The sequence below is a fragment of the Amycolatopsis sp. CFH S0740 genome (genome assembly GCF_004522315.1).
GTDB classification, from domain to species: domain Bacteria; phylum Actinomycetota; class Actinomycetes; order Mycobacteriales; family Pseudonocardiaceae; genus Amycolatopsis; species Amycolatopsis nivea.
This window is the reverse complement of record NZ_SDLS01000006.1, coordinates 249,705-275,491: the sequence shown is the minus strand read 5'-3', so window position 1 is coordinate 275,491 and position 25,787 is coordinate 249,705. Positions and strand designations below refer to the sequence as shown.

27 protein-coding genes are annotated in these 25,787 nt (G+C 69.0%); 15 read left to right on the top strand and 12 right to left on the bottom strand.

Translation table 11 applies throughout. From position 1 onward, the window contains the following. Positions 1–50 precede the first annotated feature (50 nt). The gene (locus EIZ45_RS13745; RefSeq protein ID WP_134663261.1) at positions 51–1,331 is read left to right on the top strand and encodes a sensor histidine kinase; all 1,281 of its coding nucleotides are present in this window, start codon (positions 51–53) and stop codon (positions 1,329–1,331) included. Between the two features lie 131 nt (positions 1,332–1,462). On the opposite strand, the gene EIZ45_RS13740 is transcribed toward EIZ45_RS13745, so the two are convergent. The 5 genes from EIZ45_RS13740 to EIZ45_RS13720 all read right to left on the bottom strand — a co-directional run bounded on the left by EIZ45_RS13740 (position 1,463) and on the right by EIZ45_RS13720 (position 5,684). Beyond that, complete coding sequence (locus tag EIZ45_RS13740; protein WP_043839341.1) at positions 1,463–2,107, bottom strand: response regulator transcription factor; 645 nt, start codon at positions 2,105–2,107, stop codon at positions 1,463–1,465. Between the two features lie 142 nt (positions 2,108–2,249). Further along, entirely contained in the window at positions 2,250–3,038 is a 789-nt protein-coding gene (locus tag EIZ45_RS13735) for a hypothetical protein (RefSeq protein ID WP_134663262.1), read from the bottom strand. Further along, positions 3,038–4,324 carry a type III PLP-dependent enzyme gene (locus EIZ45_RS13730; RefSeq protein ID WP_134663263.1) on the bottom strand — a complete coding sequence of 429 codons (1,287 nt, stop codon included), beginning with the start codon at positions 4,322–4,324 and terminating at the stop codon, positions 3,038–3,040. Before EIZ45_RS13730 ends, EIZ45_RS13735 begins: the two co-directional genes overlap by 1 nt. A 12-nt stretch (positions 4,325–4,336) precedes the next feature. Continuing rightward, positions 4,337–5,251, bottom strand: coding sequence for a 3-oxoacyl-[acyl-carrier-protein] synthase III C-terminal domain-containing protein (locus tag EIZ45_RS13725; protein WP_238608023.1), 915 nt, complete (start codon positions 5,249–5,251; stop codon positions 4,337–4,339). A 73-nt stretch (positions 5,252–5,324) separates the two neighbouring features. Further along, on the bottom strand, positions 5,325–5,684 hold the full coding sequence (locus EIZ45_RS13720) for a hypothetical protein (RefSeq protein ID WP_134663265.1): 360 nt from the start codon (positions 5,682–5,684) through the stop codon (positions 5,325–5,327). Positions 5,685–5,729: 45 nt separating this feature from the next. On the opposite strand from EIZ45_RS13720, the gene EIZ45_RS13715 reads away from it, so the two are divergent. Genes EIZ45_RS13715 through EIZ45_RS13705 form a run of 3 tightly spaced genes read left to right on the top strand, consistent with a single transcriptional unit; the run spans position 5,730 to position 7,715 of the window. Further along, entirely contained in the window at positions 5,730–6,176 is a 447-nt protein-coding gene (locus EIZ45_RS13715; RefSeq protein WP_134663266.1) for a MarR family winged helix-turn-helix transcriptional regulator, read from the top strand. Positions 6,177–6,213: 37 nt separating this feature from the next. Continuing rightward, complete coding sequence (locus EIZ45_RS13710; RefSeq protein ID WP_134663267.1) at positions 6,214–7,110, top strand: NAD(P)H-binding protein; 897 nt, start codon at positions 6,214–6,216, stop codon at positions 7,108–7,110. Next, positions 7,107–7,715 carry a CPBP family intramembrane glutamic endopeptidase gene (locus EIZ45_RS13705; protein WP_134663268.1) on the top strand — a complete coding sequence of 203 codons (609 nt, stop codon included), beginning with the start codon at positions 7,107–7,109 and terminating at the stop codon, positions 7,713–7,715. The genes EIZ45_RS13710 and EIZ45_RS13705 overlap by 4 nt, the downstream gene beginning before the upstream one ends. Here the strand turns inward: EIZ45_RS13705 and EIZ45_RS13700 are convergent. Continuing rightward, positions 7,682–8,869 (bottom strand): FAD-dependent oxidoreductase, encoded by a 1,188-nt coding sequence (locus EIZ45_RS13700; RefSeq protein WP_134663269.1) that lies wholly within the window; start codon positions 8,867–8,869, stop codon positions 7,682–7,684. The genes EIZ45_RS13705 and EIZ45_RS13700 overlap by 34 nt on opposite strands. A gap of 130 nt (positions 8,870–8,999) precedes the next feature. On the opposite strand from EIZ45_RS13700, the gene EIZ45_RS13695 reads away from it, so the two are divergent. After that, positions 9,000–9,446: a MarR family winged helix-turn-helix transcriptional regulator gene (locus tag EIZ45_RS13695; RefSeq protein ID WP_051173179.1), complete on the top strand. Its 447-nt coding sequence runs from the start codon at positions 9,000–9,002 to the stop codon at positions 9,444–9,446. Here EIZ45_RS13695 and EIZ45_RS13690 read toward each other — a convergent pair. After that, on the bottom strand, positions 9,431–10,054 hold the full coding sequence (locus tag EIZ45_RS13690) for a VC0807 family protein (protein ID WP_134663270.1): 624 nt from the start codon (positions 10,052–10,054) through the stop codon (positions 9,431–9,433). The two genes, EIZ45_RS13695 and EIZ45_RS13690, sit on opposite strands and share 16 nt — an antisense overlap. Positions 10,055–10,278: 224 nt before the next feature. Here EIZ45_RS13690 and EIZ45_RS13685 point away from each other — a divergent pair, with 224 nt between their 5' ends. The 3 genes from EIZ45_RS13685 to EIZ45_RS13675 are packed head-to-tail and all read left to right on the top strand — an operon-like array spanning position 10,279 to position 12,691. After that, on the top strand, positions 10,279–10,887 hold the full coding sequence (locus EIZ45_RS13685) for a DUF1453 family protein (RefSeq protein ID WP_134663271.1): 609 nt from the start codon (positions 10,279–10,281) through the stop codon (positions 10,885–10,887). After that, positions 10,884–12,038: a sensor histidine kinase gene (locus EIZ45_RS13680; protein ID WP_134663272.1), complete on the top strand. Its 1,155-nt coding sequence runs from the start codon at positions 10,884–10,886 to the stop codon at positions 12,036–12,038. The genes EIZ45_RS13685 and EIZ45_RS13680 overlap by 4 nt, the downstream gene beginning before the upstream one ends. Further along, entirely contained in the window at positions 12,035–12,691 is a 657-nt protein-coding gene (locus EIZ45_RS13675) for a response regulator transcription factor (protein ID WP_037812055.1), read from the top strand. Before EIZ45_RS13680 ends, EIZ45_RS13675 begins: the two co-directional genes overlap by 4 nt. A 17-nt stretch (positions 12,692–12,708) precedes the next feature. Here EIZ45_RS13675 and EIZ45_RS13670 read toward each other — a convergent pair whose 3' ends face one another. After that, complete coding sequence (locus EIZ45_RS13670; RefSeq protein WP_134663273.1) at positions 12,709–13,584, bottom strand: hypothetical protein; 876 nt, start codon at positions 13,582–13,584, stop codon at positions 12,709–12,711. Between the two features lie 248 nt (positions 13,585–13,832). Between EIZ45_RS13670 and EIZ45_RS13665 the strand changes: the two genes are divergently transcribed. The 4 genes from EIZ45_RS13665 to EIZ45_RS13650 are packed head-to-tail and all read left to right on the top strand — an operon-like array spanning position 13,833 to position 17,585. Beyond that, positions 13,833–14,852 carry a D-isomer specific 2-hydroxyacid dehydrogenase family protein gene (locus tag EIZ45_RS13665; protein ID WP_134663274.1) on the top strand — a complete coding sequence of 340 codons (1,020 nt, stop codon included), beginning with the start codon at positions 13,833–13,835 and terminating at the stop codon, positions 14,850–14,852. Then, positions 14,845–15,882, top strand: coding sequence for a D-alanine--(R)-lactate ligase (gene vanA, locus EIZ45_RS13660; protein WP_134663275.1), 1,038 nt, complete (start codon positions 14,845–14,847; stop codon positions 15,880–15,882). The genes EIZ45_RS13665 and vanA overlap by 8 nt, the downstream gene beginning before the upstream one ends. Next, positions 15,879–16,487: a D-Ala-D-Ala dipeptidase VanX gene (gene vanX / locus EIZ45_RS13655; protein WP_134663276.1), complete on the top strand. Its 609-nt coding sequence runs from the start codon at positions 15,879–15,881 to the stop codon at positions 16,485–16,487. Before vanA ends, vanX begins: the two co-directional genes overlap by 4 nt. Beyond that, positions 16,488–17,585, top strand: a complete 1,098-nt coding sequence (locus EIZ45_RS13650; RefSeq protein WP_134663277.1) for a glycosyltransferase — start codon at positions 16,488–16,490, stop codon at positions 17,583–17,585. Here EIZ45_RS13650 and EIZ45_RS13645 read toward each other — a convergent pair. Continuing rightward, on the bottom strand, positions 17,535–18,629 hold the full coding sequence (locus tag EIZ45_RS13645; RefSeq protein ID WP_370318139.1) for a sensor histidine kinase: 1,095 nt from the start codon (positions 18,627–18,629) through the stop codon (positions 17,535–17,537). The genes EIZ45_RS13650 and EIZ45_RS13645 overlap by 51 nt on opposite strands. Positions 18,630–18,643: 14 nt before the next feature. Continuing rightward, on the bottom strand, positions 18,644–19,318 hold the full coding sequence (locus EIZ45_RS13640) for a response regulator transcription factor (RefSeq protein WP_037812063.1): 675 nt from the start codon (positions 19,316–19,318) through the stop codon (positions 18,644–18,646). 88 nt (positions 19,319–19,406) lie between these two features. Between EIZ45_RS13640 and EIZ45_RS13635 the strand changes: the two genes are divergently transcribed. Beyond that, entirely contained in the window at positions 19,407–19,943 is a 537-nt protein-coding gene (locus tag EIZ45_RS13635) for a M15 family metallopeptidase (protein ID WP_205669934.1), read from the top strand. Here EIZ45_RS13635 and EIZ45_RS13630 read toward each other — a convergent pair. After that, a complete protein-coding gene (locus EIZ45_RS13630; protein WP_134663280.1) occupies positions 19,940–22,699 on the bottom strand; it encodes a BTAD domain-containing putative transcriptional regulator in 2,760 nt (919 codons plus the stop codon). The genes EIZ45_RS13635 and EIZ45_RS13630 overlap by 4 nt on opposite strands. A gap of 283 nt (positions 22,700–22,982) precedes the next feature. On the opposite strand from EIZ45_RS13630, the gene EIZ45_RS13625 reads away from it, so the two are divergent. Together EIZ45_RS13625 and EIZ45_RS13620 are read left to right on the top strand one after the other, a co-directional pair. After that, the gene (locus EIZ45_RS13625) at positions 22,983–23,714 is read left to right on the top strand and encodes a phosphotransferase family protein (RefSeq protein ID WP_134663281.1); all 732 of its coding nucleotides are present in this window, start codon (positions 22,983–22,985) and stop codon (positions 23,712–23,714) included. Positions 23,715–23,730: 16 nt separating this feature from the next. Next, entirely contained in the window at positions 23,731–24,900 is a 1,170-nt protein-coding gene (locus EIZ45_RS13620) for a GyrI-like domain-containing protein (protein WP_134663282.1), read from the top strand. On the opposite strand, the gene EIZ45_RS13615 is transcribed toward EIZ45_RS13620, so the two are convergent. Then, positions 24,860–25,735: a nuclease gene (locus EIZ45_RS13615; protein ID WP_134663283.1), complete on the bottom strand. Its 876-nt coding sequence runs from the start codon at positions 25,733–25,735 to the stop codon at positions 24,860–24,862. The two genes, EIZ45_RS13620 and EIZ45_RS13615, sit on opposite strands and share 41 nt — an antisense overlap. Positions 25,736–25,787 lie beyond the last annotated feature (52 nt).

Sequence of the window (25,787 nt, the reverse complement as noted above, 5' to 3'; positions counted from 1 at the left end):
TGGTCCTAGCACCCCTGCCGGGAAAGCCGGGAACAGCACATAATCGGGACATGCCCTCCACCGATGCCCGCGAGCCGGCGGCGCCGAAGCCCTGGTTCGCGCGGGGCGGCCTCGCCGTGCTGCACAGCACCGCGCTGGGTCTGCTCGCACCGGTCGAGGTGGTGCTTTTCGCGCTCCTGGCCTGCGCGGCTTCCCTGCTCGGCGTCGGCGTCGGGGTCTTCCTGATTCCGCCGGTGGTGTACGCCGTCCGCGCGGTCGCCAATCTGCAGCGGAAACTGCACGGCGCCTGGACCGGGCGGGAGGTGCCGCAACCGTATCTCCCGCTGCCCGAGGGCACGCGGTTCTTCCAGGTGTTCGCGCGGTTGCTGGCCGACCGTGCCACCTGGCGGGACACGGCCTGGCTGCTGGTGGACTGCACGATCGGGTGCCTGCTCACGCTGGCCCCGCTGGCGCTGGTGGTCGACGGCGTGCGCGGGCTGCTGATGCCGTTGCTCTACCCGGTTCTGGACGATTTGTGGCTCGGCGACTGGTACGTGGCGCTGCCGGTGGACAACCCGGCCGTCGCCTGGATCGCGGTCGTGCTGGGCCTGCTGCATTTCCCGCTCGTCCTGTGGGCGGCCCCGCACCTGCTGAAACTGCACGCGGCGCTGGCGGCGAAATTCCTTTCCCCGTCCGAAAGCACCGTGCTCGCCCAGCGCGTCCAGCACCTCACCACCACACGCGACGACGCGGTCGGCCACCAGGCGCTGGAACTGCGCCGGATCGAACGCAATCTGCACGACGGCGCGCAAGCCCGCCTGGTCGCGATGGGAATGACGCTCGACGCGGCCGCGAAACTCGCCGAACGGCAGCCGGAAGCCGCGAAGAGCCTGCTGGAAGAGGCCAAGGCGAGCTCGGTGAAAGCACTGCAGGAACTGCGCGATCTGGTGCGCGGGATCCAGCCGCCGGTGCTGGTCGACCGCGGTCTCGCCGACGCGGTCCGCGAACTCGGGATGGAAGCGACGCTGGAGATGGAGACCACCGTCGACCTCCCCGGCCGGTTCGCGCCCGCCGTCGAGACCGCCGCGTATTTCACCGTTTCCGAGGTGCTCAACAACGCGATGAAGCATTCCGGCGCGGATTCCGGGAAAATCGACATGCACCATTCGGCCGGACGGCTGTCCATCACGGTCACCGACTACGGCAACGGCGGCGCGGACCCGGCGAAGGGCACCGGCCTGCGCGAACTCGAACGCAGGCTCGCCCCGCTGGACGGATTCCTCACCGTGCTCAGCCCGCTCGGCGGCCCGACCTCGGTGGTCATCGAAATCCCGTGCCGGCCGATCGGCTGAACGCCGGGCCGGGTTCGCGGTCCGTGAGGGGAACCCTGAGGGAATCTGATTCCCTCAGGGTTCCCCTCACGGACAATGGCGATTCAACCAGGTGGTAATCGGCCGGGGGGCGTGGCGCTGGCGATGGAGCCTCAGCGGCGGAGGTAGGCCAGCACCGCCTGCACCCGCCGGTTGCTGTCCTCGGACACCGGCAGCTGCAGCTTCGCCAGGATGTTGTTGATGTGCTTGGACACCGCCTTCTCGGTGACGAACAGCTCGGCGGCGATGTTGCTGTTGGACCGCCCCTCGGCGATCAGCCGGAGCACGTCGTTCTCGCGCGGGGTGAGGCTCTCCAGCGCGACGTCGCGCGTGTTGTGCGTGAACAGCCTCGACACCACTTCAGGGTCCATCATCGTGTTGCCCGCGGCGACCCCGCGCAGGACGTCGACGAAGTGGTCGCCGTCGAGCACCCGGTCCTTGAGCTGGTAGCCGACCGCGCCCGCACCGTCGGCCAGCAATTCGTTGACGTACAAGCGTTCGACGTACTGCGACAGCACCAGCACCGGCAGCCCCGGCACCTGGCGGCGCGCCTCGATCGCCGCGCGCAACCCCTCGTCGGTGAACGACGGCGGAAGCCGGATGTCGACCACGCCGACGTCCGGCTTCTCCGTGACCAGCGCGTTCAGCAGATCCGGCCCGTTGTCGAGCGCCGCGACGATCGTCATCCCGTGCGCTTCGAGCAGCCGGACCAGCCCGTCGCGGAGCAGGAACTGGTCTTCGCCGATGACCACGCGCACAGATCTTCACCTTTTCTTCGCCGCGGCAGTTCCGCTCCCGATTATAGCGGCGCGGACGAGAGTTCCGGATCGGTTGCGTGAGGGGAACCCTGAGGGAATCTGATTCCCTCAGGGTTCCCCTCACGTACCGCGAAAGCGGCGGTCAGGCTGGCAGGGGCGTGGACGGCTCGGCTTCTCGCGTGAAGGCGCAAATTCCCAGCGTCCCGCGAATCGGGTCGTAATCAGCGAGAACCGCAGGCGGCTCGGCCCACAAGGCGGTAGCGGAGCGTCCTTCCACGACCGACCCGCCAGTCAAACCTGGCCCATAACGATCCGCCGACGCGAGCCGATCAGCCTCGGCCCGAGCATCAACCGGGTCGATCCCGGGCAGCAGCGCAACACGAGTACTGCCTGCTCCGGACTCGAACAGCAGCGCGGTCGCCGCGTCCACGGGCGGGCGGGCTCCGGCGTACGGCATTCCCCGCTGCTCCATGACGAGGATCAGCACGCGCCGCATCGGCCTCCGGCGCGCGTATCCGGCCGCCACCCGCAGGGCGAGGAAACCGGCGAGCGGGCCCTGCCCGGAGACCGAGTACGTCATCGGGCCGCCCGGCAGCACGGCGGTCAGGTTGACCGGAGCGGACAGCCGCGGGTCGAAGTCGGGGCCGTCGTGGGCGACGACGACCAGGTCGATCGGCTCGCGCACCTGGTCGTGCAGCAATTCCCGGGCCAGGGAGATGAACGTGTTGCCTTGCGCCTGGGCGACCAGGTCCGGCGAGTAGCCGACGTCGTGTCCGGCGGCCAGGTCGGTGAAGTACCGCGTCATGATCGGGCCGTCGAGCCGGTCGGCACCAGAGCTGAAACGCCGGTGCAGCACGGTTTTCAGCCCCATCGGCAGCACGGCGAACGGCGAGGTCCGTGTGGTCGCCACGGCAGCGCCGGCACTGAACATCAGCCCTCCACCGCGGGAACCGGCAGCCGGTGCAGGTGCTGGCGGCGCAGCAGGTCCTCCGGCTCGTCCCGTTCACTGATCACATAGGACTGTCCATCATGGACCAACACCTCAGCGGGGTAGCCGTGGCTCAGGAACAGCACCGGTGACGCGCTCGGGCCGTAAGCACCGGAGCGTTCCACGCCGATCAGGTCACCCGGCTGCACCGGCGGCAGCGGGATCTTCTTGCCCAGCACGTCGTTCGGCGTGCACAGCGGGCCGGTGATCTGCCAGGTTTCCGTGGCCGGTTCGTCGATCCGGTTCAGCAGCCGCATCGGGAAATCGCGCTTGACGTAAGAGCCGATGCCGACCGCGGCCATGTGGTGGTTGGTGCCGCCGTCAGCGACCGCGAAGTTCTGTCCCAGCGAGGTTTTGACGTAACGGACGCGCACGACGTAGGTGCCGCTCATCGCGGTCAGGTAGCGGCCCAGTTCCATCACGAGCCGCGTGTCCGGATGCCGCGTGGCGAACTCGTCGATCACCGGGTTCAGCCGCGAGGTCAGCAGATCGAGGTCGAGGTCGCGTTCCCCGTCGAAGTACGCCACGCCCAGCCCGCCGCCGACGTCGACCAGGTCGAGCCCGAAGCCCAGCCGCGCGGACAGCTGTTCGGCCAGCGCAAAGATGCGAGTGGTGTTCTCCACCACCGATTCCTCGCTGAGAATGCGCGTGCCCATGTAGACCTGGACGCCCATGATCCGCACGTTCGCATGCCGGGAAACCAGATCCTCGGCGGCGAACAGCTGTTCCTCGTCCATGCCGAACTGGCGCGGCTTCCCGCCCATTGTCAGCCCGGACCCCTTGACCGCGAAGCTCGGGTTGACCCGCAACGCCACCCGCGCTCGCACTCCGCGCGCCGCGGCGAGCTGGTCGATCAACGTGAGTTCCCCGAAGGATTCGCAGACGATCGCCGCGATATCCTCGTCCAGACAGGCTTCGAGCTCCGCCTGGCTCTTGCCCGGACCGAGGAAAATGATGTCATTCGGCGACACCCCAGCACGGCGTGCGGTGCGCAGTTCGGCGAGGCTCGAAACCTCCGCGCGAGCCCCATTGTCGTGCAGCACAGCCAGAATCGACACGTTCGGGTTCGACTTCAGCGAGAAGAAGACCTCCATGCTGTCGTGCAGTTCCCGCCGCAGCCGGGCCATCCGGCCGGACAGTTCGCCGCCGTCGTAGACGAACAGCGGGGTGCCGTAACGGTCGGCCAGCTCGGTGATCCCGACGCCCTCGATCTCGAGTTCCGTACTCATCAGGTTCTGCTCCTAGTGTTCGAAGACCATCGCGGAAAACGTCGAGCCGAGGCCGACCGAAACCATCAGGTAGCGCTCGCCCGGGTTCAGCAGCCCGAGCCGGGTCGCGGTGTGGTAGTTGAGAAACGGGTCCGCGCAGAAACAATGGCCGGTGCGCGGGACGTTGCCGAGGAAGATCCGCTTCCGCGGCACGTCCATCGCCTCCGCCGCGCGGATCCACGAAACCTTGTTGACGTTGTGCGGAAGGACGAGCGCGAGATCGCCCGCCGCACACCCCGCGGCCTCGAGCGCGGCGCGGGTGACGTCGCCCAGCGCGTCCGGATAGATCTGCCGGAACACCTTGTTCTGCTCTTCGTTCGTGATGACCTCGCCGCCGGGACCGCCGAGCGTCGTCGTCGCGTAGCCGAGCAGCCGGTCCCGTTGCCCGCCAGGCGCGACCAGCACCGCGGCGGTCCCCTCGCCCATCACCGCGACGTCCGGGATGATCTGCGCGGCGGGGGTGAAAGCCTTCTCCCCAGCGAGAATCAGCGCCAGCGCGTCCGGGTCGCCGTCCTGTTCGAGCAGTGCGCCGGCGAGGTCGAGGGCGAGCAGCCCGGACGCACAGGCGTGATCGGTGACGGTGAAGGCGAGCGCGTTCTGCAGCCCCAGCCTCTGTTGCACTTCGGCCAGCGGATCGAACGGATGCGGCGACGCCGCGGGCACGGTCTTGGGCCGCAGGACGTAGCGGACGCGTTCCTCGACCCCGGCGAACCCGTCGAGCTTCGCGACCGCGCCGAGCAGCATCTCGGCCTCGGACTCGGGCGACCGGCAGACCTCGGACAACCCGTAGATGCGATGCAGCCTGCGCAACTGGGCGTCGGTGAGGCCGAGCGCGTCCTGCAGCGTCGCGATCGGCACCGCGGCGGGCAGGTAACTGGACACAGACATCAGGCACGTCACCCCGACAGCGTCGCAACCGGCACTGACGTGACGCTGACGCGCGGCTTTCAACCGGCTTCGTTCACCACAGCACGACGGCGGTGAGCACATGCGCCGCGCCCACCACTGCGCTTCCCGCGATCATCCCCTTCTCCCCGCGGAAAATGCCGATGCCGACGTCGCCTGCCTGCGCGACCGCCGCCGCGATCAGGACCACCGCGCAGACTGGTCCAGACCAGATGAACGGCACCACCGCGGCCGCGCAGCCCAGCGGCACGGCTCTGACCGCGTACATCCAGCTGTAGAACTTCTCGCCGTTCGCCGGTGCCTCGCTGTGGCTCAACGCCGCCGGCCGCACGGCCGCCACCACCGCGAAAACGACGCTGACCACCGCGAGCACAGCATTGGCCACCACCAGGACGGTCATCGTTACCTCACTCATCAACTATTTACAGATTGAACTATGCACCGATGATAGGGTACCCGCGTGGCGACCGACAGCTCCTTGCCCGAGACCGCGGCCTTCCGGCTCATGGTGCTCGGCACCGACCTGGCGAACGACTTCGCCGGGCACCTGCGCGAAACCGGGCTGACGCCCAAACACCTCGGGACGCTCGCCATGGTCGACCAGGGTTTCGCCCGGACCCAGGACGACATCGCCCGGCTCATGCGGGTGAGTCCCAGCCTGGTCGTCCGGCTGGCCGACCAGCTGGAGCAGCGCGCCCTCATCGAGCGGCGCCGGGACCCGGACAACCGGCGCAAGCACATCCTCACCGTCACTGCGGAAGGGAAAACCCTGCTGGCCGAGATAGGTTCGCTCGCGGCGGCCGTCGACGCCGAACTGGCCGCCGTGCTCGGCTCGCGGCTCGGCGGCCAGCTGGACGAGGCGCTCTCGCGGCTGATGGGCAAGCTCATGACGGACCGGCAGCGGTGATCAGCGGAATTCCGCTGATCCGGCTACCGTCGCAAGCATGCGGGTACTGGTCGCCGGAGCCTCGGGGTTCGTCGGCAGACGGTTGTGCCCGGCGCTGACCGACGCCGGGCACGACGTGCTCGCCATGACCCGCCGCCCGGACAGCTACCGCGGCGCCGGCCAGCCGGTCCACGGCGACGTCGCCGACATCGGTTCCTTGCGGGACGCGCTCAAGAACGTCGAAGCCGCCTACTACCTGGTGCATTCCCTGGACAGCACCGATTTCCAGCAGCGCGACGCCGCCGCGGCCCGCGCGTTCGCTCGTGCCGCCGCGGAAGCGGGAGTGCGCCGGATTGTCTACCTCGGCGGTCTCGGCGACGACGCGGACTCGCTGTCGGCACACCTGGCCAGCCGACGCGAGGTCGAACAACTGCTGGCGGAAACCGGGGTGCCGGTGACCGTGCTGCGCGCGGGGATCGTCATCGGGCACGGCGGAACGTCGTGGGAGCTGACCCGCCAGCTCGTCGAACGCCTGCCCGCGATGATCACCCCGCGCTGGGTCGGGACGCGCACCCAGCCGATCGCGCTCGCCGACGTCGTCCGCTACCTGGCCGGCGTGCTGGAGCATCCCGAGACCGAGGGCCGGACGTTCGACATCGGCGGCCCGGAAGTGCTGACCTACCGGGACATGCTGCAACGCGTCGCGGTGATCGAGGGCCGGATGCTGGCGATCGTGCCGGTCCCGCTGCTCACGCCCCGGCTCTCGTCCTACTGGCTTTCGCTGGTCACCGACATCGACGCCACGACCGGGCGCGCGCTGATCGACTCGATGGGCAACGAGGTCGTCGTCCGCGACGACGCCATCCGCCGCATCGTCGACTTCGAGCCGATGGGCTACAACGACGCCGTGCTGCAAGCACTGGGCGAACGAGCGCGGCGTCGGCGGGCCAAGTGAAGAAGCTCCTGACAGCGGTGACCGCGGCCGGCTCCGGGCTGCTGGGCGCGTCCTTGGCGAGCAAGCCGGGGTCGCGCCGATTTCACGCGCTGACCGCGGCGGTCGCGGCGACCTGGTTCGCCGGAGCGCGCGCGGCCGGGCCGGTGCCACGAGGTCGTACCGCCGTCGTTCAACCGGTATTGGCGGGCGCGGGCGCGTTCGGCGTGTTTTACGGCTGCGCATTGGTCGCTCGCCGGATTCCGTTGCTGCGCCGGGCAATCACCGGCGTGCTCGGCCACGCCCATCACGGTTCGACGCCGACCGTGGTGACGACGACGCTCGTAACCGGTGCCGCTGAGGAGATTTTCTTCCGCGGCACGCTTTACGACGCATTCGGCGCGCGTACATCGACCGCGATGTACGTGCTGTCGACCACGGCGACACGGAATCCGGCGTTGGTGCTGGCGTCAGCGACCATGGGGACGCTCTTCACGCTGCAACGCCGTTGGGGCGGCGGCGTTCAGGCACCCTTGTTGACGCACGTGACCTGGTCCGCCCTGATGATCGGCTGCCTGCCGCGGCTTTTCCCGCCTCAGGATTCCAGCACCGGCGGAGTCGGTCCGTAGGCATTGGCGCGGGCGGCGCGAGCGCGGGCACCCGGGATGCCGGTGAGCAAACGCAGCAGCCGATACGGCGGGGCGGCCGGACGACCACGCTCCCTCGCCCGAGCGGCGCGTTGTTCCAGCCGGACCTGCTGCGCCTGCACCTGCCGGATCGCGGGTTCGCGTTCGGCCTGAATCCGCGCGAGGGCAGCGTCGGACGTATCCCGCACGAGGTGGTTGGCCGCGGCGACGGCGTCCTGGATCGCCATGAGGATTCCGTTGCCGCCGACCGGCGAGATGACGTGCGCGGCGTCGCCGATGAGCAGCAGACCCGGCCGCCACCAGCGCTCCACCCGGGAGATGTCGACCGACAGCAGGGTCGTCTGACTGAAATCGGTCAGCAGATCGGCACGGTCGGCCAGCCACGGCACGTGCTCGGCGAGGAACGCCCGGATCGGGCCGACGCCCTGTTCGCGCGCCTCCGCGTAACCGCCCTTGGGCAGGCTGTATCCCACCTGCCAGCCGCTGGTCCCGGCGAGCAGGCCGACGTAGTGGTGCCGGCCGAAGAAGAGGTCGACGTCGGCGTCCGGCGGGTCCTCGGGACGGTGCGGGAGCCGGAACCACAGCAGGTCGGTGGTGGCGCCGAGGGAGCGGGCCGGAGCGTCTGCCAGGCGGCGGATCCGGGAGAAGCGGCCGTCCGCGCCGACCACGAGCGCAGCGGGCTGGTCGTGGGTACCGGTGTCGTCGCGGTAGCGGACGCCGATGATCCGGCCGTCGCCATCGCGGTTCAGATCGACAACTTTGGCACCGGTCCGCACACTCGTGCCCGGGAGCGCGGCGGTTTCGGCGGCGAAGAAATCGAGGAAGTGCGCCTGCGGCATCAGGGCGACGTAGTTGTACGGCGAGGAGAGCTTGCCGTAGTCGGCGGTGGTGATCGACCCGGCTGGGGTGTGGAAGCGGAAGAAGCGCGCTTTGTGATGCGGAAGGGCGAGCAGCCGGTCGGCCAAGCCGAGGCGGTCGAGCAGTTCGAGGGTGTAGGGGTGCAACGAATCGCCGCGGAAGTCGCGGTCGAAGTCCTGGTGCGCTTCCAGCAGCGTGACCGGGATTCCGGCGCGGCCGAGCAGGTAGGCGAGCATCATGCCGCCGGGTCCGCCGCCTGCGACGACCACGCCGGTCATTCCGCCCCCGGTTCGAGGCCGTCGAGCAGCTTCCGCACCATCTCGGCATTGACGTCGGCTAATTCGCTAGATTTTCTAGCCATAGTCGGCACTGTACCTCGTCGCTAGAAGTTCTAGCTACCATGCCGACGTGGCGGACGAGCAAGCGGCGCGGGACCTCTCCCTGGCAGTGCGGCGGCTGCTGCAAGCGGGCCGGGGCATGCAGGCGGCGCTGGCGCGGAAACTGTCGCTGCGGGTCACCGACGTGCAAGCCCTCGACCAGGTCGTTTCCAGTCCGGAGCCGATCGGGCCCGGCGAGCTGGGCACCCGGCTCGGCATCACCTCGGCGTCGGCGACCGTGCTGGTCGACCGGCTCGCCGCGGCCGGGCACCTGGCCCGCCACGCCGATCCGGGCGACCGGCGGCGCGTCCACCTCGAGGCCACCGACCACGCCCGCGAGGACGTCCGGAACGCGCTGGGCCCGCTGCTCGCCGAGATGGAAGCCATCACCGATCGGCTCGAGCCGGAGCACGTCCCGGTCGTCCTGTCCTTCCTGGACGACGTCGCGGCCGCGATGCGCGCCTACGACCGGCGCTGAACCGCCTGCTCGCCCCGCCGCCGGGTCAGCAGCGTCCACCCGATCAGCCCGGCGAACGCGACGACCATCAACGCCTGCGAAAAAGCGGCCGCCGTGTCGAACGGCAGCGTGTAGACGCCCACGATGCGCAGCACGGAGTCGGCGGTCAACCCGAGGCCCCACACCAGCGAGACCTGGTACCAACGCCGCCGCAACCTCGCGTCGCTCGCGGTGGCCTCGAATTCACGCTGCTGCTCGCCGCCGGCCGAGAGCGCGAAGCGTCGAGCCGCGTAGTACGCGAGCGGCCGGTTGAGCACGCAGCTGCCGACCAGAGCAACGCCGGCGCAGAAGGTCGTCACCGATTCCTTCGCCAGCAACAGGCGCGGGTCGCCGGTGAGGAAGCTCAACCCGAGGCCCAGGCCGAAAAGCAGCACGAGGAACGACGAGAAGAGGTCGAGCCGCCGCTGTGCCACCGCGACCCAGATCGTCCGCAGTCCCGCGACGATCGTGCCGATCAGCAGTGACACGTAGGCGCTCGCGCCGAGCAGGTTGGCCGCGTAGTAGGCGACGACGGACAGGCCGACGTCCAGGAACAAAGTGGTGATCATCGTGCGGGCGTGCGAGGTCATGCCGTACTCCCCGATTTTGGCTTGGCTGCTGGGATTCGCCAGGAAAACGCTACGGTCGCCGCGCCCGGCCGTCTTGGCGCCGCGGGCGTATCCCGGGTGGAGAAATCCAGGGCCGGGTGGAGGCGTTTCTCCACCCGCGAATACGCCGCTCACCGCACGACTTCGCCGCCGTTCCGCCGTAGTTTTCTCGGCATCGGAACGAAATCGAAAGGCAGGAACAACCCATGAGCGGACCCGTGGAGATCGTCCTGATCGTGGCGGCGGTCGGCTACCTGATGGTGCGGCGGATGATCGGCGAACCCGCGCAGGCCAAGCAGATGCTGATCCTGCCCGCGATCCTGTCCGTCGTCGGCCTCAGCACGGTGTCCGGCGACGTGAAGACCGCGGCCTCGCTGGTCTTCCTGATCGGCACCGCGGCGATCAGCGTCGTCCTCGGCGTCCTGCGCGGGTACAGCGTCCGGATTTCCCGGCGCGACGGCACCGCCTTCGTCCGCTACACGCCGGTCACCGTCGGGCTGTGGGTGGCGAACATCGTGGTCAAGATCGGCGTGAACGTCGCGCTCGACGCGTTCGCCCCGCAGGACGCGGGCGGCGTCTCGAACAGCATGCTGCTCACCATCGGCGTCGGCATCCTCGCCGAGGGGCTGGTCGTGCTCTACCGCGCACTGCGCGCCGGGCACCAGGTCATGTGGACCCGGGGCAGCGACGGCGCGCCCGGGCAGACCTCGCCGCTGCTGGACAACATCCAGCGCAACCTCACCGGCCGCCCGGCCGAGTGGAACACTCAGTCCGCGAACGACGCCGGCCAGACGAGGAGGAACCTGGTCCCATGAGCACGACGGACCGGCGGTCGCTGTCCCTTCTCGGGCAGTACCGGGACGAGCTGATCCAGCCAGCCCTCGTCCTCACCGCGATCGCCTGCACCGCGGTTCAATGGCCGGACGCGACCGTCGCGTACCGGCCATTGGCCTTGTCGCTGTTCGTGCTGTGCTCGGTCGCCGGGATCGTCTCGCTGCTGCCCTGGGCGCGGGTCGCGGAGAACCGGCAGATCACCGTGATGGGCGCGTACATGCTGTTCGGCGCGCTGCTCCTGCCGCTGGCGCACGGAACGTTCGCGGCGATGTTCCCGTTCGTCGCCGCGTCCGCGTCCGGGGTCAAGCTCGCGTCCCGCCGGGCCGCGGTGACCATCGCGGTCGCCGGATCGGTCATCGCGGCCGCCGCGACCTGGACGGTCGGCGAGCTGTTGCCGGGATTCCCGGTGTGGCCGGTGTGGGTGCCCCTGACCGTGGGTCTGCCGGTCGCGGTCGGCATCTCGCACCACGACCGTCTCGACGCAGTCCGCAACGCCCAGCTCGCCGCCGACTCGGCCCAGCGCGCCCGCGAGTCCGAAGCCCGCGAGGCAGCGCTCGTCGAACGCGGCCGGATCGCGCGCGAGATTCACGACGTCCTCGGTCATTCGCTCTCCGGGATCGCCCTGCAATTGGACCTGGCCGACGCACTGCGCGGCAGCGGCCGCGACGACGAGGCAGCCGCCGCGGTCCGCAAGGCACGCGCCATCGCCGTCGACTCGATCAGCGAGACCCGCCGCGCGGTGCACGCGCTGCGCGAAGACACCTTGCCGCTGCCTGAGACGTTGAGCCAGCTCGCCGAACACGCGTCGGCCGAGTACGCGATCGAGGGCGAAGCCGGCTCGGTCGGCCCGGAGACCACGCACACCATGGTCCGGGCGGCGCAGGAGGCGATGACCAACGCGGCCAAGTACGCGCCGGGCGCGACTCGCAGCCTCCGGCTCGCCTTCACCGCCGATCATGTCAGGCTGACCGTGCACAACGGGCCCGCGACCGAACCCCGCCGCGCCGAACTGGCCGGCGGTTCCGGGGTCGGGCTCGTCGGGATGCGCGAACGGGCCGCCCTGCTCGGCGGCACCTTGAAAGCAGGCCCGGCCGGCGACGGCTGGACCGTGGAACTGGAGCTGCCTCGATGACCGACCGCCCGATCAGTCTCGTTGTCGTCGACGACCAGGCGACTGTCCGCGAAGCGCTCGCGGTCATGCTCGACCTCGCCGAGGACGTCAACGTCGTCGCGACCGCGACCAACGGCGCGGAAGCGGTCAAGGCGGCGCAGGAACACCGTCCGGACGTCGTGCTGATGGACCTCAACATGCCGGTGCTCGACGGGGTCGGCGCGACCGGGCGCATCCGCGAAAGCCAGCCGGACACCACCGTTCTCGTGCTCACCACGTTCGACGACGACGAGTCGATCCTGGCCGCACTGCAGGCGGGCGCGAGCGGATACCTGACCAAAGAAGCGGACCGCACCACGATCCTGCACGCCGTGCGCACCGCGGCGCAGGGCCAGACCGTGCTCTCGCCCGAGGTGCAGCGACGGTTGCTCGCGCTGGCCGCCAAACCGGCCCCTCCCGCCGAACCGGATCTGGCGCTGACCGCACGCGAACGCGAAATCCTCGGCCTGATCGGCGACGGCCTGCGCAATCCGGAAATCGCGGCCGCCTTGGTCATCAGCGAGGCCACCGTGAAAACCCACATCAACAACCTTTTCGCCAAGGCCGGTTTTCACTCGCGCGCCGACGCGGTCCGCTACGCGCTCAACTATCAGAACGGCCAGCGTCGGCCATAACCTTTGCGGCGCGGTTCCTATCCAGGCAGGTCTTCGAGACTGAGCCGGTACCAGTCGTCCCGGGTCACGACGTGCAAGTCCGCGCCCCGCCCGAAAACCCGGGCATCTCGCGGTACTTCCTCCCCATCCGGCAACACGAGCCGGTACTCGCCGATGACCCGGAACCGGTCGTCATCGAGCACTCCGGCAACCAGCCGATCCCGGTACACCGGATAACCGCCGTAGAAGGCCAGCCGGGAACCACGCACTGCCAACGCGGTGGCGCTGCGGATTTCGTTGCGCCACCCGGTCACGCCGCCGTCGTGGATCCGGACGACGGGCCATTCGGTGTAGAAGCACGTCCATGCGGTGTCGCCGTCGACGTTGAGGGCGTAGCAATCCAAGATGTGCCCCCACGCCGCCCGCGCGGAATCGGGGTAACGCCATTGCTCAGTCAACTCGGCCGAGAACCGGACCAGCCCGCTCCGGCCAACGGGAGGCGCGGCACCGTCGTCACCCCAGCCGTGCGAACCGAGGACGCCTTCGTCGAAGTAGCCGACCCAGATCTCGCCGTTTCGTGTGGCCTGCACGTGATCGATGCCGTCGCCGAAGGTCTGCTCGGCCACCGCTTCACCGTCAGAGTCGTAGACGATCGCGTTGCGGTCCGGCCCTTCAGACCGCCAGGTGCACCGCGCGTCGACCGTGAGCACGCGACCGTCCGGCAGTGGCTGCACCGTCGGATGCGCCAGCCGAAAATCCGGAATCCGCGCGGCGACCGCCATTTCCGGCACATGCACGGTCACCCGCACCGGACGCGAGGCGCGTACTTCCGGAAGCTTCACCGCTCGGTCCGCAGGAGCCGACCACACCGCCAGCAGCTCACCGAGCGGCCCGATCGACTCTGAGATCCGCACATCTCCGTGCTGTGGCGGCACGATTCGCGCATGATGCCAGGCGTGGACGGTCGGCAGGGCCAAGACCGCTGCCCGGCGCGCGGCGTTCTTTTGCTCCCACTCCCCCACTCGTCTATCCGACCACGCTGAGGTCTGCGAGCTCCACCGGTTTTCCCCACCATCCCCCCGGCGACCCGCGATCCGCATATCGTCCGTGTATCTGAAACCGCATACGTGCTGGCAACATCCTCCTGCCTTGACTGGCACCCATGACCTACCGCGAACCGGCACGTGCCGCGGGGCTTCGGGTTCGGTCGCTGGTTCCGGCGGCCGGGATCACGATCTACGGCTGCGGGCCCGACGAAGCCGCTCTGGTCGAGGAGGCGGTGTCTCGTTTGGGGGTGACACCGACTGTCACCGCGGCGGCGTTGTCCGAGGCCACTGTCGAACTCGCCGCCGGGAACCGGTGTGTCAGCGTCAGTCACAAAACCCGCATCACCAATGGCACCTTGCGTGCGCTGAGCGACGTCGGCGTCAAGTATCTCTCGACGCGGAGCATCGGCTGCAACCATCTCGACGTCGAATATGCCGAGAAAATGGGCATCACCGTGGAAAACGTGGCGTATTCGCCCGACAGTGTCGCTGATTACACGCTCATGTTGATGCTGATGGCGATCCGCAACGCGAAGTCCCTCATCCGCCGGACGGACGCGCACGATTACCGGTTGAGCCACACCCCCGGAAGAGAACTGCGCGACCTCACTGTTGGCGTCATCGGAACCGGACGGATCGGCGCGGCGGTCATCGATCGGCTGTGGGGTTTCGGAGGGCAGAAGCTGGCCTACGACCTGTACCCCCGGACGTCAGCCGATTACGTTCCCCTCGACGATTTGCTGCGGCAGAGCGACATCGTCACCCTGCACACCCCGCTCACTCCGGAAACCCACCATCTCCTTGACCGCCAACGGATCGAGCAGATGAAACCCGGCGCGATCGTCGTCAACACGGGCCGCGGCGGGCTGATCGACACCGACGCTCTCCTGTCCGCACTGGAAAGCGGCAGGCTCGGCGGCGCGGCATTGGACGTCCTCGAAGGGGAGGAAGGGATGTTCTACGCCGACTGCCGCCGCAAACCCCTCGAGAACACGAATCTGGTGCGGTTGCAAAACCTCCCGAACGTCCTGATCAGCCCGCACACCGCGTACCACACCGACCATGCCTTGCGCGACGCGGTGGAAAACAGCCTCCTCAACTGCCTGAATTTCGAAAGCTGGACAAACCATGGCTAAACTCAAGGTTGGCGTCATCTTCGGCGGAATCTCCGAGGAACACCCCGTCTCGGTGAAATCTGCGCGAGAGGTCGCGAAGAACCTCGACCCGGAAAAATACGAACCGTACTGGGTCGGGATCACCAAGGACGGCTCGTGGCAACTCTGCGACGGACCCGGCGAGGCGTGGGAAGACAGCGGTCGCCCGGCGATGTTGTCGCCGGATCGGGGCGTCCACGGGCTGCTCGTCGAGGAGCAGGGCAAGTACGAGCCGGTCCGGCTGGACGTGGTGCTTCCGGTGTTGCACGGCAAACTCGGCGAGGACGGCGCGATGCAGGGCCTCCTCGAACTGTCCGGAATCCCCTACGCGGGCTGTGACGTGCAGAGTTCGGCGCTGTGCATGGACAAATCCCTCGCGTACCTGGTCGTCGACAGCGCGGGCATCGCCACACCGAACTTCTGGGCCGGCACCGCGGACGAGGACGTCGACGCCAGCAAGTTCTCCTACCCCGTCTTCGTGAAACCGGCCCGGTCCGGTTCGTCGTTCGGCGTCACCAAGGTCTCGCGCGAGGAAGACCTGCCGGGCGCGCTCGCGGAGGCGGCGCGGTTCGATTCCAAGCTGCTGATCGAGGAAGCGGTCGAGGGCAGCGAGGTCGGGTGCGCGGTACTGGGCAACGGCGCGGACCTGCTCGTCGGCGAACCGGACCAGATCCGGCTGTCGCACGGGTTCTTCAAAATCCACCAGGAGGACAACCCGGAAAGCGGCTCGGAGAACTCGACCATCCTCGTCCCCGCGGACATCCCGGCGGAGTCGCGCGCCCGCGTCCAGGCGACCGCGCAGACCATCTACCGCGCCCTGGGCTGCCAGGGACTCGCCCGCGTCGACCTGTTCCTGCTCGAAGACGGCACCGCCATGCTCAACGAGGTCAACACCTTCCCGGGCTTGACCTCCTACAGCCGGTACCCGCGGATGATGGCAGCGGCCGGACTTTCGTTCGCCGACATGCTCGACCGGATGGTGTCGCTCGCGTTGGCCGGGACGCCCCGATGAAGCCCGGTTTCGCCTTCCTCGACGAGGCCGTGCCCGGGATCCGCTGGGACGCCAAGTACGCCACCTGGGACAACTTCACCGGCAAACCGGTCGACGGCTACCTGGCGAACCGGATCGTCGGCACCCACGCCTTGTGCAGCGCACTGCACAGCGCGCAGGACAAAGCCGCGACGCTGGGCTTCGGCCTGCTGATCTGGGACGGCTACCGGCCGCAGCGCGCCGTGGACTGTTTCCTGCGCTGGGCGAAACAGCCGGAGGACGGCCGGAAAAAGCGTCAGCACTATCCGAACCTCAACCGTGCGGAGATGTTCGAAAATGGTTACGTGGCAACCAAATCCGGACACACCCGAGGCAGCACAACGGATTTGACGCTGTACCACCTGGACACCGGCGAGCTCGTCGCGATGGGCGGTGGCTTCGACCTGATGGACGCGGTCTCGCACCACGGCGCACCCGGTCTCACCGCGACCGAGGCGGCGAACCGGCAGCACCTCCGTTCCATCATGGAGGACTGCGGTTTCGCCGCGTACGAATCCGAGTGGTGGCACTACACGCTGAAGGACGAACCCTATCCGGACACGTACTTCGATTTTCTCGTTGCCTAGATGGACATCAAAGCACCACGCGTGGTCGTCGCCGGAGGCCATTCGGCCGGGCACATCGAACCCGCGATGAACTTCGCCGACGCACTACGGAGATTGGCCCCCGCCGCGGAGATCACCGCGCTCGGCACCGTCCGCGGCCTGGACACGACGCTGATCCCGGCGCGCGGGTACCCGCTGGAACTCATCCCGCCGGTCCCGCTTCCGCGCAAGGCAACCCGGGCGCTGCTGCACACGCCGTCCCGGTTGCGCGCTTCGATCCGCGCCGCCGGCGCAGTCCTCGACCAGGTTGAAGCCGACGTGGTGGTGGGCTTCGGCGGCTACGTCGCCGCCCCGGCCTACCTCGCCGCCCGCCGGCGCCAGCTGCCGATCGTCATCCACGAAGCGAACATCCGCCCGGGAGCAGCCAACCGCATGGCGGCCAGGCTGACGCCCCACGTGTACACCGCTTCCCCGGACGTCCGGCTGAAAAACGGCACCGCGATCGGGATCCCGCTGCGCCCAGCGATCACCGGACTCGACCGTCCCGCGACCCGCGAAGCAGCTCGCCGCAAGTTCGGCCTCAGCACCGATGGCCCGGTCCTGCTGGTCACCGGCGGTTCACAAGGCGCCACCACGATCAACGCCGCCGCCTCCGGCGCGGCTGCCGCATTACGGAAAGCCGGGGTGCAAGTCCTGCACATCACCGGCCCGCGGCACACCGTCGAAGCGGCCGACCCGTCGTATGTAGTCCTGCCGTTTGTCGACGAAATGCAGTACGCCTACGCCGCCTCCGACTTCGCGATCTGCCGTTCCGGTGCCATGACCTGCGCCGAGCTGGCCGCCGTCGGACTCCCCGCCGCGTTCGTCCCGCTGCCCGACCGCGGCGGCGAGCAACGGCTGAACGCCGGGCCAGTCGTCGCGGCAGGCGGCGCACTGCTCGTCAACGACGCCAACCTCACCCCAGCCTGGATCGAATCCGCCCTCGTCCCGATCCTCACCGACCCAGCACGTCTCGCGGCGATGTCCGCCCGCGCCTCCGCGACCGGAGCACCCGACGCCGACACCGTCCTAGCGCGACACGTCCTGTCGATCGCCCAACAACATCGACCCGCCAGGTAGCCGCACCGTCACCCGAAGCCCGCCCGCAACGCCCGGCGCGAGAGAAAGCGTCCCGTCATGCGCCTGCGCGATGCTCTTCACGATCGCCAGCCCCAGCCCGACCCCAGCGTGATCACGACGGATCCGCTCGGTGCCGCGCTGGAACGGCTCAGTGAACGTCCAGATCCGCTCCGGGCTGACTTCCTCCCCGGTGTTTTCCACGATGAGCGTGCTCGACGTGGCGGACGCAGTCGTGCGGAGCTGCACGGTCCCGCCTTCCGGCAGGTTGTGGACGATGGCGTTGTGCAGCAGATTCGTCGTCAGCTGCAGCAAAAGCGCCCGAGACCCGTTCACGGCAGTGACATCACCAGCGGTCTCAATGGTCACCCCGTGTTTCTCGGCGAGCGGGAGCAACGTCTCCGCGGCTTCTTCCGCCAGAAGCGACAGGTCGACGGGCTCCCGGGTGAACGACCGCTGATCCGCGCGGCTGAGCAGCAGCAACGCTTCGGTGAGTTCGATCGCCCGCGCGTTCACGACGCGGAGACGCTCGTGCAGTTCGCCGATATCGCGCTCCGGGTCGTCGCGGGCGACTTCGAGGAGGCTCTGCGTGATCGCCAGCGGCGTGCGCAGTTCGTGGGAGGCGTTGGCGGCGAATCTCCGCTGTTCGGCGACGTGCGCGTCGAGGCGCGCGAGCATGGCGTCGAAGCTGTCAGCGAGTTCCCGGAACTCGTCGTCGCGGCCTTCCAGTTCGATCCGGTGCGCGAGCGACCCGGTCGACGCCTGCCGGGTCGCGGCGGTGATCCGGTTCAGCGGGGCGAGCATGCGCCCGGCGAGAATCCAGCCGCCCAGCAGGCCGAACAGCAGCAGGAGCAGCATCACGACGGCGGCGTCGGGCGCGAAATCCTTGATCAGGTCACGGCCGGACGGGGCCATCACGACCGGCATGACCTCCAGCGCCCGGTCCTGGTAGTCCAGCAGGAAGAAACCCACCGCGCCGAGCAGCAGCGTCCCGGCCAGCATGAGGAATCCGGCGTAGCTGAGGGTCAGTTTGAGCCGGACGCTCATCCCCGGCTCGCGGATCACGCGCGGTCCGATCCGTCGTCGATCCGGTAGCCGACCCCGGGGACGGTCGCGACCAGCCACGGTTCGCCGAGCCGTTTGCGCAGCGCCGAAACCGTGATGCGCACGGCGTTGGTGAACGGGTCCGCGTTCTCGTCCCAGGCCCGTTCGAGGAGTTCTTCGGCGCTGACCACCCCGCCCTCGGCCGCGACGAGCACCTCCAGGACGGCGAACTGCTTCCGGGTCAGCGCGACGTACCGGCCGTCGCGGTAAACCTCGCGGCGGAACGGGTCCAGCTTCAGTCCCGCGATTTCCCGCACCGGCGGCCGGTTGTGCGCGCGCCTGCGATCGAGCGCGCGCAGCCGGAGCACGAGTTCCCGCATCTCGAACGGTTTGGTGAGGTAGTCGTCGGCGCCGAGTTCGAAGCCGGAGACCTTGTCGTCGAGCCGGTCGGCGGCGGTGAGCATGAGGATCGGCATGCCGCTGCCGGACGCGACGACGCGCTTCGCGATCTCGTCGCCCGAGGGCCCGGGGATATCCCGGTCGAGCACAGCCATGTCGTACGCGTTGACGCTCAGCATTTCCAGCGCTGTGTCCCCGTCCCCGGCGAGGTCGGCCGCGATCGCCTCCAGGCGCAACCCGTCCCGGATGGCCTCAGCCAGGTAGGGCTCGTCCTCGACGATCAGCACACGCATGCCGTCGATGCTACGAGCAGACACGTATCGCTGGCATATCCGAAACCGCGTACGTGCTGGCAACACCGGTTCGCCTTGGCTGAATGCCATGACCCGCAGCGAATCCGCACGACGCCCGGCTCTCGCCGTTTTCCGGCGAACCGTCCGCCAGGTGCTTCGCCGTCGTGGCGCATTGAGCGAGGCCGACGGAGCCGTCCCGCCCGGCACCACGGTGTTCGCCGAGATTCCGGCCGTGGCCAATCTCGACCCGGTTTTCCTGGATGCGCTGCGTCGAGCGGCGAAGGACGCCGCGAACGACGGCGTCGAATTCCGCGTCAACAGCGGCTGGCGTTCCCCGGCGTATCAGAATCAACTTCGGCACAAGGCGATCGCGAAGTACGGCTCGGAACAGGAAGCCGCTCGCTGGGTAGCCACCGCCGACCGGTCCGCGCACGTCCTGGGGAACGCGATCGACCTCGGTCCCGCCGAAGCGACGTCGTGGCTGTCGAAACACGGTGCCGCGTATGGGCTGTGCCAGATCTACCGCAACGAACCGTGGCACTACGAACTGCGTCCCGAAGCCATCGACCAGGGTTGCCCGCCGATGTACGCGGACCCATCGCAAGACCCGCGATTGCAGCGTTAACCCGGATCCGCCGCGAGCCGTTCCTGCAACCGCGCGTGCCGGAACTGGTAGACCTCGCCGACCTGCCGGAGCACACCGCGGCGATGCGCGTCGTCGAGGAAACCCATCAGATCCACCGGGATCCGCTTCCGCGAGGCCAGCCACAACCGGCTGAACGTATACGCGCCCCAAGCCCGGGAGATCCACACGCTCAGCCCCACGGCCAACCCGAACATCAGCCCGGCCGCCACCGCCTGTGCCGTGCTCGAAGCCCGCGAAAAGACCTGGCCGCCGATGATCACGCCAGCGATGCCGTAGGCGAGACTTCCCGGACTCCGCACCAAAAACCGGCCCAGCAACGCCGACGCCAGTCCGCCGGCGAAGGCCAGCGCCAGGTCGTAATGGTCGTTGAAGACGCCGAGGAACCGCGTTTCCTTCGTGAAGGCGAACGCCATCCCGTAGAACAGGCCCAGCGAGACGATGAAGGACAAGGTGAACGACAACGTCGCGGCGCGGTCGTTGCGCAGGACGCTCGCCGGACTCGACACGCGGCTCGCCTCCAGCGGCGTATCCAGCCAGACGTGGACGCCGATCGCCAGCCCGAACACGATCGCGAGCAGGGCGATCACCCCGATCGACAGCGACCAGGCCAAGCCGAGGCACACCCCGATCAGCACCCCGACCGCGAACCGGCGCAGGAACCGGCCCGCAGTACCGCGGAACCGCGCCTCCACCCGCAACGGGCCCGGTCGGCTGCCGACTGTATGCGTTACACAACCTGCCACCGCGAACGACAGCCCGTAGATCGCCCCGATCACCGGACCCGCGGCGATCCAGCCGGTCAGCGCGAACAGCAACGCCGGCGGCAGCCCGAGGCACAGCCCCAGCACCAGCCTCGGCACCGCACGATCCAGCTGCCACCACGCGAGATCGCGGCTTTGATCCCGTTCCAGCTGCCGGGCGAAGAAGCTCAGCCACCGCTGCGCCTGTTCCGCCGGGTAATCGCGCGGCCGGGTCGGCCGGTCGAGCCGGGCGGGCGGGGCCGGTCGCGAGGTGTAGACCACGGGCAGGTACTCGTCCAGCAGATGTCGCTCGATCGCCGCGCGGTCGGGAAAGCGCGTCGTGTCGCAGAGTTCGCCGGGATCGGTCGACGGATGCGCGTACGCCGTCCTGGCCAGATCGACCATCAGCGGCGTGCGAAGTGCCTGCGCCAGCGGGCTTTCCGGATGCTGCCGCAACTGCCGGACCACCGGGTCCCAGCGGGTTTCGCCGAAGCGCTGCCGGGCGGTGAGGAAGTCGATCGCGTCCTCGGTCTCGACCGGTTCGATCTCCACCACCGCCGCGCGCGACAGAAAGGTCCCGGACTGCTCCACCGCGGATTCGTACTCGGTGCTGCGGCAGGTCACCACGAGCGGACGGCCCCCGGAAACGGCCTGGTCCAGCGCGTCGATCGCGGCGGTGTGCAGCCCGGGAGCCAGCTCGTCGAGACCGTCGAGCACCGGGATGACCCGGCCTTCGAGCACCAGCCGCAGCGCCGCGCCCTTGCCGTACGCGCCGGTGTTCGCCAGGCCCGGATACTCCTCGACCAGCCGTCGGGCGAGCCAGCCGTGCAGGTGTTCCTCGCGCGGATTCCACGACGACAGCGGCAGCAGCACCGGCACCGGTTCGCCCGGCGGCGGGTCGGCCAGCAGCCCCAGCGTGAGCAGGATGGCCAGCACCGACTTCCCCGCGCCCGGCTCGCCGAGCACGACCAGCTGCCGCGCCGGGACCTGCCGGAACTTCGCGACGACGTCGGTGAGATCGCCGCTGAACGTCAGCCGCTCCGGGTCGCCGGGCCGGCCGAGCACCGCCGCCGCGGCCGCGGCCACCGGACGCTCGGTGCTCGTCCAGGTCAGCGGCACCGGCTCCGGACGGTGCAGCGAGCGGATCTCGGTCTCGGCGGTCCACTGCCGGACGATCGCCGCCGCGAGTTCCTCGGCCGCCCGGTCGAGCTGACTCGAGGGCTGCTCCGGCCGCACCTGCTCCACGACAACCGGCTCTTCGGTCTCCCCGCGCAGGATCTGCTCGTGCAACCGGCGCACCTCGGCACCGGGATCGACCCCGAGTTCCTCAGCGAGCTGCGTCCGCAATCGCTGGAACACCGCGAGCGCGTCCGCCTGCCGCCCACTGCGGTCCAACGCGAGCATCAGCTGCGCGTACGGCCGTTCCCGCAGCGGATGTTCCTCGACGATCTCCCCCAGCTCGTCCACGACCTCGCGGTGCTGACCGAGCTTCAGCTGCCAGTCGATGCACAGCTCCACCGCGTTGAGCCGCTGCTCCTCCAGCCGCGCCGCCCGCCCGGCGAGCGCCGCTGCGTCCAGTCCGTCCAGCACCGGACCGCGCCACAGCCGCAGCGCCGACCGGATCTTCTCGACCCCGTCCGCCAGCGCGCCTGCCTCCGCCGACTGCCGGGCGGCGGCAACGGCGTCGGTGAACCGAAGCCAGTCGACTTGCAGATTGTCGACCGTGATCCGGTAGCCCGAGCCGTCGGTGACGATGAGCTTCTGCTTGGGATCGCCGAGCCGCTCGCGGAGCACGGACACACAGTTCTGGATCTGCTTCGTGGCGGTCGCGGGCGGCTCGCCGTCCCACGTCGCCTCGATCAGCTTCGGCAGCGGGACGACCGAGTTGGGCGACAGCAGCAAACAGGCCAGCACGCGGCGATGGCGCGCGCCGGGCAACGTCAGCCGGTCGGTCCCGTCCTGGATTTCCAGCGCTCCGAGCACGCGAAAATCCATTCCGCGACTTCCCTCCTCCGCTCCGGGTTACGAGCATACCCGTGCAGGTCACCGGCACCGCGAAGATCGAAAGGACAGACCGGGGACAGCTTGGGGACGGCGCCGGGCAGGGTGGGAACCACGTCCGGCCCCCGAGGTGGGGACCTGGTCGCCGGCCTCCGGGCCGGCGGCGGTGGGGCCGGGCGGACAGCCTCCGCGGGAGGGGCGAGTGCTGGGGGTACTCGCCGCGGCGCGCCGGAAAAATGGGGCGACGCGAGTGATCGTCTTCGTGACAATCGCGGCCATGGAGGAAGTCGAAGTCATCGTCGCCCACCACGAACGCGCGACCCTGCGCGTCGGCGACGTGTTCCTGAAGGTCGACACCGATCAGGCGCGCGCCGACGCCGAGGTCGCGGCGATGGCGCTGGCCCCGGTCCCGACGCCGGAGATCCTGTGGCGGAAACCGCCCGTGCTAGCGCTCGCCGCCCTGCCCGGCCGCGAACTGGGCCGCCCTGGCACACCGTCGACCGCGTCGCCCGAGGCCTGGGCCGCCGCAGGAGCCGCCGCCCGCAAACTGCACGAGGCGCCGCTGCCGCCTTCGCCCGGCTGGGACCCCGACGAACTCGCCGCGGAGCTCGACCGCGAATGCGCGTGGCTGATCGCGAACGACGCCCTCCCCGCCGACCTGGTCACCCGCAACCACCAGCTCGCCAAGGCGGCGCTGCGGCCGTGGACCCCGGTGTTCACCCACGGCGATCTGCAGGTCGCCCACATCTTCGTCGAAGGCGACGAGGTCACCGGCATCCTCGACTGGTCTGAAGCCGCCCAGGGCGACGCCCTCTTCGACCTCGCCGCCCTGACCCTCGCCCACCAGGAACACCTCGCCGACGTCGTCGCCGGTTACGGCACGGACATCGACCTCGACGTACTCCGCGCGTGGTGGTCGCTGCGCAGCCTCCGGGTGGTCCATTGGCTGCTCGGACACGGCTTCGACCCGGCACCGGAGGTCGCGGTCCTGGAGGCGCAGCTATTCTAGTACTAGAATAGCTGGCGTGCCCGCCCTCACCGACGCCGAACTGACCGTCCTCGGCCTGCTCGTCGAACAACCCCGGCACGGCTACGAACTGGAGCGGGTGATCGAGGACCGCGGCATCCGCGCCTGGACCGCGCTCGGCTTCTCCTCGATCTATTACGTCCTCGACAAGCTGGCCAAACGCGGCCTGATCGAAGCCACCGGCGGCCCGCGCTCCGGGAAATCGCGCGCGACCTTCCAAGCCACGCCGTCCGGCGTCGAACTCTGCGCGGACGCCACCCGCGAAGCACTCACCACCCTCACGCCGGTCCACGCGCGCGTCCTCATCGCGATGGCCAACAGCCCGGGCCTGCCGGACGCGGAAGTGCATTCCGGCCTGACCGCCCGGCTCGCCGCGGTACGCGCACAACTCGCCGAAGTCCGAGCGACGCGCGCCCGCCAAGAACCCCTGCCGGACGCCGCGGCGGCGATCTTCGACTACAGCGAAGCGATGCTCACGGCCGACCTCACCTGGACCGAGAGCGTCCTCGCCAAGGAGACCGCGATGGAGAAGTACGACGTCAAGAAGGCTCACCGCACGCTGTACGCGCCGCCGTCGAAGGACTTCACCCTCGTCGACGTCCCCGCGCTGCAGTACCTTGCCGTCGACGGCCACGGCGACCCGAACACCGCGCCGGAGTACACGAACGCCGTCGAAGCGCTGTACGGAATCGCGTATTCGGTGAAGTTCGCCAGCAAGAAAACCCTCGGCCGGGACTTCGTCGTCGGACCGCTCGAAGGGCTGTGGCGCGCCGACGACCCCACCGTCTTCCTCACTCGGGAAAAAGCGAAGTGGGACTGGACGATGATGATCAATCAGCCGGCCTGGGTCACCGAGGAGATGGTCCGGGAAGCCGCCGAAAGCGTCGCGAAGAAGAAGGACAACCCCGCCCTCACCAGCGTTCGGCTACGCACGCTGACCGAAGGCACGAGCGTCCAGATCCTGCACCTCGGCTCGTACGACGACGAAACGCCCACGCTGCACCGACTCCACGACGAATACCTGCCCGCGCACGAGCTGACCTTCAACGGCGACCACCACGAGATTTACCTGAGCGACCCACGCCGCACCGCGCCCGAGAAGCTGAAGACCGTGCTGCGGCAGCCGGTCAAGCCTCTTCGAACACGATCTGCTCCGGCGGAGTCGTGAGCTTCAGCGTCTGCCGCCGGACGGACAGGAGCGTGTGGAGTTCCGTCGCGTGCCCGTCCGGGATGGTGAAAAGCCGGTCGTTGCGGGTGTCGATGTAATCCGCGAACCCGGCGAGCGAGACACCGTCAGTTTCGTCGAGACTCAGGTAATCGGCCAAACGGCGGAACAGTTTCGGCAAAAGCACCACATCGTCGCGCAATTGGGCGCGACTGCTCAGCTTGAATCCCTTGGTGGTGACGTCGTGCTCCCACACGCCTTTGCCCGCAGTGCGCGCCGCGACCGCCGCGTCGGACATCGCCTGCCGGAGATCCGGGTAAAGCTTGGAGTAGAACGTCGGATACGCCAGCCCGGTTTCGAGAAGACGGAAATTCGCCGACGCCTTCAGCGCTTTCGGGTCGAGGTGCACGCTCCCGCCGTCCGTGGAACGCCCCGCGCGCTGCCCGGGAAACGCGAACGCGACCGCACGGCCGTACTTGTCGGCGAACCGGGTCAGGATGTGCCCGCTCGTCTCCCCCGGCGTACTGGTGGAAACGCGGCCGCCTTCGTCGCGCTCGATCTTCGTGAAACCGAGGTACCGCAACAGTTCCGCCCCGGCGGCGTCCGCCAGTTCCTTGGGCTGACGCCACAACTCGGCCCCGGCGACCCTCGGGCGGTAATGCGTTTCGAGCGCGTCGATCCCGTCGAGGCGCAACTGCACCCCGCCGCGGGAATTGGTCCGCACTTTGAGGTTGGCGGCGGAAAACGCGTCGGCGCGGTCGGGATAGAACCGGACCGAATCCCCGTCCGGGGAGGCCCCGACGACCCGGAACTGACCTTTGATCAATGTCAACGGCACGAGAATGACGGTAACTGCCGGAAGGGCCGGCAGTTACCGTGTTTCCCGAGCC